Below are 11,842 nucleotides of genomic sequence, written 5' to 3'. Positions count from 1 at the left end.
CGACCCGGAGACGCGTGCCGACGTCGGCACCGAACGCCTCGGCGAGGCACACCGTGACCGAACCGTTATAGTCGGCGTCATGACTACAGTTCTCGGTGTCTCGGTCGGTGCCAGCGCGGTGCGCTTTGCGCGACGTGACACCGGGAGTGTCGACAGTCCGATCTTCCGCTCCCGCGCGATGCCCGCCCTACTCGACCGGCCGGCCGAGCTGGCCGCGGAGTCCATCGAAACGATGCTCGCCGAGACCGACGAGATCGAACAGGTGCGGGCCATCGGCGTCGCCTACCAGAACGAGACGCAGGCCGATTTCGTCCAGGGCGCGATGAGCAGACTGGACATCGACAACTTCCGACTCGTGCCGGAGGTGACAGCCGCGCTCGAAATGCTCGAAACCACCGGCGATCTCGGCGATCACAACACGCTCGTCTTCTACGACCTCGGCAGCTCGGGCCTCACCGTCACGGTCGTCGACCGAGGCACCCGTATCGCATTGAGTACGGCGCGCTCGAACCGGATCAGCGGCGACCTCGTCGACCGCCTGATCTACGATCACCACGTCGAGCTGCAGCGTTTCGCCGAGCCGGCCGACATGGCGGCCCAGCGGGCGCTCACCGCCCGGTGCCGCGACGCGAAGGAGCAGTTGTCGTCGAAGGACGCGGTGTGCATGCCCGGTGAGGGTGGTCTGTTGCTGCTCTCGCAGGACAGTTTCGATTCTCTCATCGACGAGCCAGTGAAGGCCTCGGCCGGCCTCGCCCTCGACGTCATCCGGCGCTCGGGACGCACTCCCGACGCTGCGGTGCTCATCGGGGGCGGAGCGAACATTCCGCTGGTCACTGCCGTGATGGAGTCGTGGCTCGACATGCCGGTCATCGTGCCCCCGCAACCCGAACTCGTCGCAGCGGAAGGCGCGGCGCTCCTCGCCCGCCCGGACACCGCGAAGCCCAGCGAGACGGCGGAGTTCGCCGCGCCGACGGAGGTGACCGAGACCGCCCAGTTCGCCTCGCAGCTGATCGCGTCGCACGCGCCGACCGAGGGTTTCGCCGCAGCCGACCTCCGGCAGGAGCCCGAGGCGACCGCGCAACCGCGGAAACGGCGACGCCTCCTGCTCGCCGGTGGGGCCGTCGTCGTCGCGGCGGCGATCGGTCTGGGCGTCGAACTGCTGCAGGGATCCGGCCGCGATCCCCAACCGACCGCGACGCAACAGGAGATGCAGGTGCCACCGGCGCAGCCTGCACCGGAGCCACGTCCCACGACAACCACGGACGCCGGCACCTCGTCGGAGGCCACTCCCACGGTGGACGAGCAGTCGGCGGTTGCGGATCGGAACGAGCCCCGCACCACCTACCAGCCGCAAACGCAGACCTCCACACAGGCGCCCATCTCCACCGGGACGCAGCAGGACGCGGCGGTCGACACCTCGGTGCCGTCTCCCGAACCCGAACCTGCTCCACTCGTCCCCGGGCTCCCCCGCTTCGAGCTACCGACACTCCCGCCGCCGCAGCTGCCGCTCCCGGAGCTGCCCCGGATTCCCGGGCTCTGAGTCGTCAGCCGCAGACCACCGGGGTCCGCTCGGGATTCGCCGATCCCGGATGTGACAACAGTCGCTGCCACCACCGGGCCACACGAGGACCCGGGAACGTCCGTGCTCCACGGGACCGGGTCGGCTCCCGCTTCGTCGCGGGTTCGGGGTGAGCGGAAACCGTCGGCGCCGCATCGCGCACCACGCACTGTTTCTGCGGTGCCGAGTACCTGCCTTCGCCGTGGTCCCACTCGACCACCACCGAGCGTGCCCCGCTCCGGATGATCAGCGACCGCACCGGTCCCTCCACGAAGACCTCGCGGTCGACGTGATGTGCGTCGAGATGCCCGGCACCGGGTGTAGAGGCCACGCCCAACAGGATCTCGGGTTCGGTGGACTGTCGGCTCGCTTCGACCAGCAAGCGTTCTTCGTCGACTTCGCGAACAGTGACGTCACTCCGCCCCGAAACGTCTCCTACCAGCAACGCGACGTATTCGGTCTCGCCCTCCTCATCGTGGATCGCCAGCAATCGGGCCTTTCGGGAGCCACAGCGCAGCGACTCGTCGAGCTCCGGAACCATCGAGCGCGTATCCTCTGCCGCGCTCAGATCGATCCGTCTCGACGTCCAGCTGAAGAACGGCTCCGACGATGTCGTTGTCATCACCAGCTCCTTCGGCCGCCGCCCGTTCGGTTCACTTCGACGACTCCATCGTCGTCACCGAACATGCAGGAGTCGCGCGTAGTGGAGTACTCGAAACAGGGCCGCATGCCGGAGCCGAAATCTCCATCCCGGAGATATCCGCACTCTGCACATCTACGATCGAGTGCATGGATCAGCGCTGGCCACTGATTCAGCGGCGGGGGGAACTGGACATCATTGTCGCGGCCCTGACGGACCCCGACCGAGGCGGTGTGGTCCTCACCGGAGATCCCGGCGTCGGCAAGACCACCCTGGCCCGCATGGCCACCGACTCGCTGGCCGCCCCGGTGCGCTGGATCGCGGGAACAGAATCCGCTCGCAGCATCCCGCTGGGTGCCTTCGCGCACCTCGTCGAAGCTCCCCCGACTCGCGACCCCGTCGCGTTCCTCGCCGCCGCCCGACAGGCATTGCTGCACGAGCACGGCTCCGGTCACGCACGCCTGGTCCTCGGTGTCGACGACGCCCACCTGCTCGATCCGCTGTCGGCCACCTTCCTCCATCAGCTTGCACTCGATCGGGCCGTCCACACCGTGGCCACGGTGCGCCACGGCGAATCCGTGCCCGACGCCGTCACATCACTGTGGAAGGACGGTCATCTCATCAGAGTGGAGCTGTCACCGTTCACCCGGCAGCAGTGCATCGACCTCGTCGAAACCGTGCTCGGCGGCCCGTTGGAGGAGCTGAGCGCCGACCTGATCTGGAAAGCGTCCGGCGGCAACGCCCTGTTCGTCCACCACCTCGTGATCGGAACCCGTGAAGCAGGCACGCTCCGCCGCGCCGGGAACGTGTGGCAGCTCCGTGGCGGCACGGCTGTCACCTCGGAGCTGGCCTCGCTCCTCGAACATCGCATCGATCACCTCACGTCGGAGGTGCTGCAGGCGCTGCAACTGCTGGCGTTCTGCGAACCGCTCGACCTCGAGATCCTCTGCGGTCTCGCCGGTGACGAGGCTGTCGAGGAAGCAGAACGACGCGGATTGATCGACGTCGTCGACGACGGCCGCAATTACCGCGTGCGCTACACCCATCCGCTCTTCGGCGAGGTGGTACGTCGCCGCGTGGGCCGGGTCGCAGGTCGCAGGATCCGCGGTCAGCTCGTCGAGGCCCTGGGCTCGCGTGTCCAACGGGGTCCGGCCGACCGGATCCGTCTGGCCGAGCTCTCCCTGGACAGCAACCGATCCGTCGGCACCGAACTGCTCGAGACCGCGGCCCACGACGCGATCGCCCTGGGCGACGCTCCACTGGCCGAACGGCTCGCCCGCGCGGCATTCGATGCCACGGGGACGTTCTCGGCGGCCGATCTGCTCGCCCGCGCCCTGGTGTGGATGGGTGGGATCAGCGAGGCCGAGTCCGTGCTCGCGTCGTTCGACCCCCGCACCCTCGACGAGAGCGAACTCGTGCGGTGGGGCACGACACGCATCTCCAATCTGTTCTGGGGAATGGGCAACGCCGCGGAGGCCCAGCAGGTGCTCGCCACCCTCCGCGAACTGGTCACCCGCCCGCACCTCCGTCCGGTGATCGACGCGATCGACTGCGGGTGTGCGGTGTACGAGGGCCGCCCACACGACGCGCTCACCCTGGCGCATCGCACCCTCGCCGCCGAACCTGCACTCCCCTGGGCGATCGAGTGGGCCTTCTTCGGCGGCGGTCTGGCGCTCGCGGTGATGGGACGCGGTCACGAGGTCCCCGCGATGGCGGCGCGCTGTGCAGCGATCGCCCATCAGGTCGACGGTCTGCTGCGCTATCCCGCCGGTCTGGGTGAGGTCCTCGCGTTGCTCCTCACCGGGAATCTCGACGAGGCCGAGCGGCGGGCCGAGACCTACCGGCACAGCGCGATGCGCGGTCCCGCCGACGCCCGCGGAACCGTCACGTCGACAGGGCAGTATCTCGCCTGGGGCCTGGCGAACATCCTGCGCGGCGTCGTCGACACGACGCGAGGGAGGTTCGTCCACGCCGTGCACCGTCTCGAGCAGGCCGTCGCCGCGCTCCAGGTGGACGACCGCGCCGCCGCCGTCTCCTGGAACGTGCCGGCGTACATCGCCCTCACACAGGGCTATGCCGTACTCGGTCGTGTCAACGACGCGGACGACGCGCTGGCACAGGCCACATCGCGGAGCGGACGGCACGTCGCCGTCTTCGAACCGCAACTCCGGATCGCGGAGGCATGGCTCGCCGCGGCGCGCGGCGAGACCACGAACGCGGTCGGCCTCGCCCGAACCGCGGCGGAGACCGCGGCCCGGAACGATCAGTTCGGCATCGAGGCCGTCGCCCTGCACGCCGCCACTCGGTTCGGGGATCACACGACAGCAGAACGGCTCTCGGTTCTGGCCGAACAGTGCGACGGGCGCTTCGTCGCGGTCATCGCCGCCCATGCGTCCGCGGCCGCGGACGGCGACGGCCGGGGACTGTCCGCAGCGGCGATCGACTTCGAGGCACTCGGCGCGCTCGCCGACGCGGCCGACGCCCATGCTCGGGCCGCCCTCGCCTACCGCGATCGGGGAGACACACGGCGGTCGATCGAGTCCGCGGCCACAGCCGCGGCGCTGGCCGTGCGATGCGACCACGCCACGTCGCCGGCACTGGACGAAGCGGCCCGCCCGCTCCCCCTGACCAGCCGGGAACGGGAGATCGCCGCCATGGTCACCGCCGGACTGTCGAACCGGCAGATCGCCGACCGTCTCGTGGTGTCCGTTCGCACCGTCGAGGGCCACATCTACCGGGCGTGCACCAAACTCGACGTGTCCGACCGCACCGAACTCGCCGAGTTGATGCGGGACACCGGCCGGCGCTAGCGCGACGACCGGCTCATCCCATCGATTTCGCGCCGTCGAGGGATTCACGGATGATGTCGGCATGACCGGCGTGCTGTGTCGTCTCCGCGACGATGTGCAGCAACGCGCGGCGCACCGACCATGTCTCCTCGATGTTCCACGGCGCCTTCGGAAGTTCATGGATCACGTCCAGCGACGGCAGTGTCCGCACCAGCTCGTCCGTCCTCGCCGCCACCTCGTCGTAGGCGCGCAGCGCTCCTTCGAGGGTCTCCCCCGGCTGCAGCTGGAAGTCCTTCTCGCGCTCGGCGAAATCTTCCTCGGTCCACTCGGTGAAATCCTTCTCGATGTAGTCGGCGCCGACCACAAGGAAATCCGCCCATCCTCTCTCGACCTCGGTGACGTGCTTGATGAGGCCACCGATCGTCAAGGCGCTCACAGTGGTTCGTTGGGACGCCTGATCGGTTGTGAGATCGCGGGCAGTGAACCGCAGGAAATGCCGCGCGTGGGCCAGGCTCGACAACACATCGCGGCGTTCCTGGTCGAGCCTCGGCGTGACGTTCTCGGTGGTGGTGGTCTCGGTCATCGGGTGCTCCTCGTCGTCGTGGTTCGGTGAGAACTACGCTACGAGCTATTGGTGCCAGTTCCTGTCACTTATTGCTCCGAAGGTGCGGAAGAATGCGACCATGTCCGACACGAGCTCCCGCACGCTGCGACTTCTGTCGCTGCTGCAGACCCACCGCTACTGGCTCGGCGCCGACCTCGCCGAGCGGATGGGCGTCTCGCTGCGCACCCTGCGCCGCGATATCGAGCGGCTCCGCGATCTCGGCTACCCGGTGCGGTCGGATCGCGGAGTCGGCGGCGGATATCAGCTCGCGCCGGGCGCGTCGCTGCCTCCCCTGGCCCTCGACGACGACGAAGCGGTCGCGCTCGCTGTCGGTCTACTCACCGCGGCCCAGACCTCGATCACCGGGATCGCCGAGATCTCCGTACGCGCGCTCGCCAAGGTCATCCAGGTGATGCCGCCGCGACTGCGGCGCCAGGTCGAGGCACTGGACGCGGCGACGGTCTCCGCCGACACGCCGTGGGCGACACGCGCGACCGATTCGCAGCAACTGGTCACCGTCGCGCGCGCGTGCCGCGACGACGAACGCATCGTGTTCGACTACACCGCGGCCGACGGGACCGCGACGAGCCGACGCGTCGAACCTCGCCAGCTCGTGTCTCTCGGGCGACGCTGGTATCTGGTCGGGTACGACCTCGACCGCAGCGACTGGCGCAGCTTCCGGCTCGACCGGATGACCGAGGCCGCCGCCACCGGGATGCGCTTTCGCCAACGCGACCTGCCCGGCGGCAATGCCGCTGCCTTCGTCGAAGCCGGAATCCGCGGGCGCTCCCACGTGAAGGTCAGCGCCGAGCTGGCGGCCTCCGAGCACGAGGTGCGCCGACGGATCGGCCAGTGGGCCGAGGTGATCGCGATCGACGCCGACCGGTGCCGGATCGAGGTGGACGCCGACAGCCTGGACTGGGCGGTCTTCGCCGTGGGCATGTCCGGTGGCCGGTTGCTCGGCGCATCTCCCCCGGCGTTCGTCGAGCACCTCGCGGAGTGGTCGAATCGCCTGCTCGCAGGTGCCGAGAGACCGGATTCACCATCTCCCGACACGGTATGACCCCCCTCACAATCGGATCGGCATCGGAATGTCGCCGGGACGCGAGCGGTTGCGCCACCCATGGACTTGTTCACACCGGTAGCTCTCGGAGACCTCGAACTCGCGAACCGTATCGTCATGGCCCCGCTGACCCGCCTGCGTGGTGGTTCGGCCGGCGTACCCGGAGATCTGATCGTCGAGCACTACCGTCAGCGGGCGAGTGTCGGCCTGATCATCGCCGAGGGAACCTATGTGAACTTCGAATCCCAGGCCTTCGTCGGCCAGCCCGGAATCGTCACCGACGAGCAGGTCGCCGGTTGGCGCCGCGTGGCGGAGGCCGTGCACGACCGTGGCGGCCGCATCGTGGTGCAGTTGATGCACGGCGGCCGCGTCACGCATCCCGCTGTGAACGGTGGTCGACGCGTCGTCGCGCCGAGCGCCCTCGCGATCGACGGCCAGGTGCACACCGAACAGGGTAAGCAGCCCTACCCCGTGCCCCACGCACTGACCACCGACGAGATCCCTTCCGTCGTCGACGACTTCGTCGCATCGGCCCGCCGAGCGATCGACGCCGGGCTCGACGGCGTCGAGGTCCACAGTGCCAACGGCTATCTGTTGCACGAATTCCTCTCTCCCGCCTCCAACGTGCGGGCCGATCAATACGGCGGTTCGGTGGAGAACCGGATCCGGCTGGTCGTCGAGGTCGTCACGGCCGTGTCGGACGCCGTCGGTGCCGGACGCGTCGGACTGCGGATCTCCCCCGAACACAACATCCAGGACGCGGTCGAGACGGACCGCGACGACGTCCACGCCGTCTACGGCGCTCTGGTCGACGCCCTGCAGCCCCTCGGTTTGGCGTATCTGTCCGTCCTGCACAAGGAGCCGACCGGAGATCTGGTGCAGGAACTGCGGAACCGATTCGGCGGCAAAGTGATCGCCAACAGCGGATTCGGTTCGCCGACGACCCGTGACGAAGCCGTGCAGCTGATCGAGGATTCGCACGCCGACGCCGTGGCGGTCGGTCGCGCGGTGCTCGCCAATCCCGACCTGGCCGAGCGGTGGCGGGACGGACAGCCGGAGAACCCGCCGCGTCCCGAACTGTTCTACGCGTCCGGAGCCGAGGGGTACACCGACTACCCGTTCCTGCAGACAGTCTGAGCGGAGAACTCACCGCTCCTCGAAATCCTTGCGCGCCGAACCGTTTCTCGCCGCCGCTGTAGCGCGGGCGGAACCCGGTTCGGCGCGTGAGGTCGTCTCGGCGTCCAGGTGCAGGTCGGGCATCATCCGTTCGAGCATCGGTCGCCACCGCTCGACGTGGTCCGGGAAGCACGTGCGCAGCACCTCGATCAGTGCCGTCGGGGCGATCGAGGCGCCGGGTGATGCGCCGAGCAGACCGGCGATGCTGCCGTCCGCGCTCGTCACGACCTCGGTACCGAACGTCAGGACACCGATCCTGCGGCGATCGGGCTTGACCAGCTGGGCCCGCTGCCCCGCGTCGATCAACTCCCACTCGGAATCCCGCACATCAGGGCAGAATCGCTGCAGCTGCCGAAACTTCCGTGTGCGGGACGCAAGCAGTTGGCCGATGAGATAGCGCACCAGCGGCAGATTCTGTATCCCCACCCCCAGCAATGGAGCGAGATTGTGGGGGCGCAGAGTGGTGAACAGATCGGTGAGCCGGCCGTGCTTGAGCAACCGTGTGCTGAACGTGGCGTACGGACCGAACATGAGCCATTCGCGCCCGTCGACGATCCGTTTGTCGAGATGCGGCACCGACATCGGCGGGGCGTCCACGTCGGCCTGGCTGTAGACCTTCGCTGCGTGCCGCGACACCACATCCGGATCGGCGGTGCGCAGGAACTGCGCCCCTACGGGAAAGACCGCGAAGCCTCGCACCTCCGGGATCCGGGCCTTCTGCAGCAGTTTCAGGGCATACCCACCGGCGCCGACGAACACGAACCGGGACCGGACCGAGAACCGCCCCGTCTTCGTGCGTCCCGAGACCATCCACCGCCCGTCGGCGGTGCGGCGCAGTCGTGTGACCTCGTGTCCGGTACGAATCTCGGCGCCACGACGGCGCGCGTCCGACAGCAGTCGATGTGTCAGGGCGCCGAAGTCGACGTCGGTGCCCGCCTCGTAGCGCGTAGCGGCGACCGGTTCCGATCCGGTGCGACCGGCCATCACCAGCGGCGCCCATCGGGCGATCGTGTCGGGGTCCTCGCTGTACTCCATCGCCGAGAACAACGGTGATCGCTGAAGTGTGGCGTACCGCCGGCGTAGGTAGTCCACATCACGTTCGCCGAAGACGACATCCATGTGCGGCGTCGCGTTCACGAACGTCGCAGGTGCCTCGTCCGGCTCGTCGAGGGAGTCCCAGAACTGCCGTGAAATCCGGAACTGTCGGCCGATCTCCTCGGCCCGGGTCGAATCCGTGGGATCGGGCATGTAATTCAGCTCACACAGGCCGGCGTGTCCGGTCCCGGCATTGCTCCACGGGGCACTGCTTTCCATCGCGACCTCATCGAGTCGTTCCAGGACGAGAATCGACCGATCGGGTTCGAGCCGTGCCAACAGTGCACCCAATGTCGCCGACATGATGCCGGCACCGATCAGGACGGCGTCGTACTCGGGGTCGTCGTACTGTGTTCCTTCGGCAGAGTGTCTCCGACTCACCGTCATTCACCTGCTTTCGTCGTTATCGATCATCAGCGTGCGCCCTTCCCCACTCATCCGTCCAATGAGATTCTGCGGTCAGTACCATGCAAATATGGATTGGTATGTGACGACCGAGACCACCGCCGTGGCTCCGCTACTCGTTGCCTTCGACGCCGCGGCACGCGAAGGCCACATCACCCGGGCGGCAGATCTACTCGACGTCCCCCAGTCCTCGGTCAGCCGCCGTATCCGGGCACTCGAGAAGACACTGGGCGTGACACTGTTCCAGCAGTCCGGGCGCGGGGTCGTCTTGACGACGGCCGGACGAGAGTTGCACGAACGCATCCGACATCTGATCCGTGAACTCGACGGCGCGATCACCACCGTGCGCGAGCACGCCGATCCCGACCGCGGCGTCGTCCGCTTCGGGTTCCCACTCACCCTCGGACCGGTGAGCATCCCGTCGCTGCTGGCCGAGTTCCACCACCGCGCACCCGGAATCCGGCTCCACCTGGTCCAGGCTCACGGCGAAGCACTCGCCGCGATGGTCCGCGACGGCCGGCTCGATCTCGCCGTCATCATCCCTCCGCCGCAGGATCTACCGGTCACCGTGCTCGCCCAGCAGAAGCTGTTGCTCCACCTCCCGAGCACCCACCGACTCGCCACGCGTGCCCGGCTCGACCTGTGTGATCTCGCGGACGACCACTTCATCGCGAGCCCACCGGACTACCACATCCGAAGGGAACTCGAAACTGCGTGCACCGAGGCCGGATTCGAGCCGCACATCGCGTTCGAGATCAGCGAGTTCGACACGATCCGCGCACTGGTGGCGAAGGGCCTCGGGGTCGCACTCCTGCCTCGCTCGGAAACACCGGTGACCGGAACCGCCACGATCCCGGTCACCGGCATCGAGAACCGCACGATCGGATTGACCACCGGGACACGGACGCCCTCACCGTCAGCGGCGCGACTGCACGCCCATATCACCGAACACGCCGACAGATTCGATGATCGCCGGGTCGATCCATAGGGATTGCTCAGCTGTCACTCGTGCCGATGATCGCGGTCTGTAACGCCGCACCACCGTTCGAGCGCGTCGCTCAGTCCGTCCGTCGAGCCCTCCCCCACCCATGCCACATACCCGTCCGGGCGCACGAGCACAGCCGACGGCGCATCCACCCCACCGAGGACCGGCAACTCCCATGCGCCGTCGTAGCGCGCTCGCACATGGCCGACGTGTTCGGGCAGGGTCCCGAAATCTGTTGGCGGAACATCCAATTGCAGCAGCAATGGATGGGCCTGGTGCATGAGTTCGAACACGCGCACCGACTCCTCATCGACGACGATGTCGAGATCCGGCATCCGCCGCCCCACCAGTGGATGACCTTCGCCGAGGTCGTAAGTGACGTCGAGACCGGAGATCAACGCTGCGATCGGCGATCCGGCGTCGTCGACGCGGAGCATCTCGTCGATCAGATCGCGCAGGGCCTCCTGGCGTGGATCGGCTTTCTGGAACAGGGATTGCGCCATCGTGAACTTCAGCGCTCGCGCCCCGGCCGGGTGCCGTTCGGCGTGATAGGTGTCGAGCAGTTCGTCCCCCGATGTCCCTCGCACGACCCGCCCGAGTTTCCAGCCGAGATTGACGGCGTCCTGGATGCCCAGGCCGATCCCGAGTCCCCCGGTGGGCGAATGCACGTGTGCGGCGTCGCCCGCGAGCAGGATCCGGCCGGCGCGATAGGTCGTCGCCTGCCTGGTCGCGTCGGTGAATCGCGAAAGCCAGGTGGGAGCGTGCACACCGAAATCGGTACCGAACACGTGGATCAACTCTCGTCGCAGGTCGTCCAGCGTCGGCGCTGCGGCCGGGCCCAGCTCGGCCTCGGTCACCACCACCCGCGCGCGGCCCTCTCCCATCGGATACAGCCCGTGGACGCCGCGTTCATCGATCGTGGCGTCGGTGGGGAGTTCCTCGGTGACCCGCACTTCGGCGATCAGGCTGCTCCGTGTCGCATCGGGCCCTTCGAGTCCGATCCCGGCCTCGCGGCGCACGACACTGCGACCGCCGTCGGCGCCCACCACGTACCGAGCCTGCACCGACTCCCCTGATGTGAGCCGAAGGTGGACGCTCCCCTCGTCCGCATCGACGCCGACGACCTCCGAGTCCCGTCGGATCCGCACTCCGAGTTCCTCGACCCACTGCAGCAACAGCCGTTCGACGTGGTTCTGGAACAACGCCAGCGTGTACGGGTGGCGGGTGGGTAGGCGCCCCACATCGAGCCGGGTGCCTCCGAAGGTCGCGGTGTTCACCGTTCGCCCCTCGGAGAGAAAGCGCTCGGCGATCCCTCGTTGATCGAGCAGTTCGATCGTGCGGGCATGGATACCGCCACCCCGTGACCCTGCGAGTTCCTGCGATGTGCGACGTTCGAGTACGACGACGTCCGCTCCGGCCAGGCGCAACTCCCCCGCCAGCATCATTCCCGTCGGCCCGCAACCGACCACTGCTACCTCGTGCATGTCCACCCCTCTCCACGACATCGGACGGGCAGTATGAGCCCCG

General features: G+C 68.0%; 9 protein-coding genes. 5 read left to right on the top strand and 4 right to left on the bottom strand.

Annotated elements, in window-relative coordinates:
• Positions 1-79: 79 nt before the first annotated feature.
• The gene (locus tag PV766_RS12610; RefSeq protein ID WP_421097130.1) at positions 80-1,540 is read left to right on the top strand and encodes an Hsp70 family protein; all 1,461 of its coding nucleotides are present in this window, start codon (positions 80-82) and stop codon (positions 1,538-1,540) included.
• Between the two features lie 4 nt (positions 1,541-1,544).
• Here PV766_RS12610 and PV766_RS12605 read toward each other — a convergent pair whose 3' ends face one another.
• Positions 1,545-2,180 (bottom strand): hypothetical protein, encoded by a 636-nt coding sequence (locus tag PV766_RS12605; RefSeq protein ID WP_421097129.1) that lies wholly within the window; start codon positions 2,178-2,180, stop codon positions 1,545-1,547.
• Between the two features lie 167 nt (positions 2,181-2,347).
• On the opposite strand from PV766_RS12605, the gene PV766_RS12600 reads away from it, so the two are divergent.
• Complete coding sequence (locus PV766_RS12600) at positions 2,348-5,008, top strand: LuxR C-terminal-related transcriptional regulator (protein WP_421097128.1); 2,661 nt, start codon at positions 2,348-2,350, stop codon at positions 5,006-5,008.
• Between the two features lie 13 nt (positions 5,009-5,021).
• Here PV766_RS12600 and PV766_RS12595 read toward each other — a convergent pair whose 3' ends face one another.
• Positions 5,022-5,570, bottom strand: coding sequence for a DinB family protein (locus PV766_RS12595; protein WP_016934545.1), 549 nt, complete (start codon positions 5,568-5,570; stop codon positions 5,022-5,024).
• A 100-nt stretch (positions 5,571-5,670) separates the two neighbouring features.
• Between PV766_RS12595 and PV766_RS12590 the strand changes: the two genes are divergently transcribed.
• Both PV766_RS12590 and PV766_RS12585 read left to right on the top strand, forming a co-directional pair.
• Positions 5,671-6,654 (top strand): helix-turn-helix transcriptional regulator, encoded by a 984-nt coding sequence (locus tag PV766_RS12590; RefSeq protein WP_165369234.1) that lies wholly within the window; start codon positions 5,671-5,673, stop codon positions 6,652-6,654.
• 60 nt (positions 6,655-6,714) lie between these two features.
• Positions 6,715-7,791: an alkene reductase gene (locus PV766_RS12585; protein WP_129976782.1), complete on the top strand. Its 1,077-nt coding sequence runs from the start codon at positions 6,715-6,717 to the stop codon at positions 7,789-7,791.
• A 9-nt stretch (positions 7,792-7,800) separates the two neighbouring features.
• On the opposite strand, the gene mqo is transcribed toward PV766_RS12585, so the two are convergent.
• Positions 7,801-9,312, bottom strand: coding sequence for a malate dehydrogenase (quinone) (gene mqo / locus PV766_RS12580; RefSeq protein WP_421097127.1), 1,512 nt, complete (start codon positions 9,310-9,312; stop codon positions 7,801-7,803).
• A gap of 88 nt (positions 9,313-9,400) precedes the next feature.
• On the opposite strand from mqo, the gene PV766_RS12575 reads away from it, so the two are divergent.
• The gene (locus tag PV766_RS12575) at positions 9,401-10,318 is read left to right on the top strand and encodes a LysR family transcriptional regulator (RefSeq protein WP_421097126.1); all 918 of its coding nucleotides are present in this window, start codon (positions 9,401-9,403) and stop codon (positions 10,316-10,318) included.
• A gap of 14 nt (positions 10,319-10,332) precedes the next feature.
• Here the strand turns inward: PV766_RS12575 and PV766_RS12570 are convergent, their stop codons facing one another.
• A complete protein-coding gene (locus tag PV766_RS12570; protein WP_421097125.1) occupies positions 10,333-11,799 on the bottom strand; it encodes an FAD-dependent monooxygenase in 1,467 nt (488 codons plus the stop codon).
• Positions 11,800-11,842 lie beyond the last annotated feature (43 nt).

Origin of the sequence: Rhodococcus sp. As11, assembly GCF_048957735.1 — a bacterium.
GTDB classification, from domain to species: domain Bacteria; phylum Actinomycetota; class Actinomycetes; order Mycobacteriales; family Mycobacteriaceae; genus Rhodococcus; species Rhodococcus gordoniae.
Note: the sequence above shows the minus strand (reverse complement) of the source record. Positions and strands in the feature narration are given on the sequence as shown.

Coding starts and splice junctions, on each gene's coding strand:
- PV766_RS12610 (WP_421097130.1), top strand. CDS start 80: ATGACTACAGTTCTCGGTGTCTCGGTCGGTGCCAGCGCGGTGCGCTTT.
- PV766_RS12605 (WP_421097129.1), bottom strand. CDS start 2,180: ATGACAACGACATCGTCGGAGCCGTTCTTCAGCTGGACGTCGAGACGG.
- PV766_RS12600 (WP_421097128.1), top strand. CDS start 2,348: ATGGATCAGCGCTGGCCACTGATTCAGCGGCGGGGGGAACTGGACATC.
- PV766_RS12595 (WP_016934545.1), bottom strand. CDS start 5,570: ATGACCGAGACCACCACCACCGAGAACGTCACGCCGAGGCTCGACCAG.
- PV766_RS12590 (WP_165369234.1), top strand. CDS start 5,671: ATGTCCGACACGAGCTCCCGCACGCTGCGACTTCTGTCGCTGCTGCAG.
- PV766_RS12585 (WP_129976782.1), top strand. CDS start 6,715: ATGGACTTGTTCACACCGGTAGCTCTCGGAGACCTCGAACTCGCGAAC.
- mqo (WP_421097127.1), bottom strand. CDS start 9,312: ATGACGGTGAGTCGGAGACACTCTGCCGAAGGAACACAGTACGACGAC.
- PV766_RS12575 (WP_421097126.1), top strand. CDS start 9,401: ATGGATTGGTATGTGACGACCGAGACCACCGCCGTGGCTCCGCTACTC.
- PV766_RS12570 (WP_421097125.1), bottom strand. CDS start 11,799: ATGCACGAGGTAGCAGTGGTCGGTTGCGGGCCGACGGGAATGATGCTG.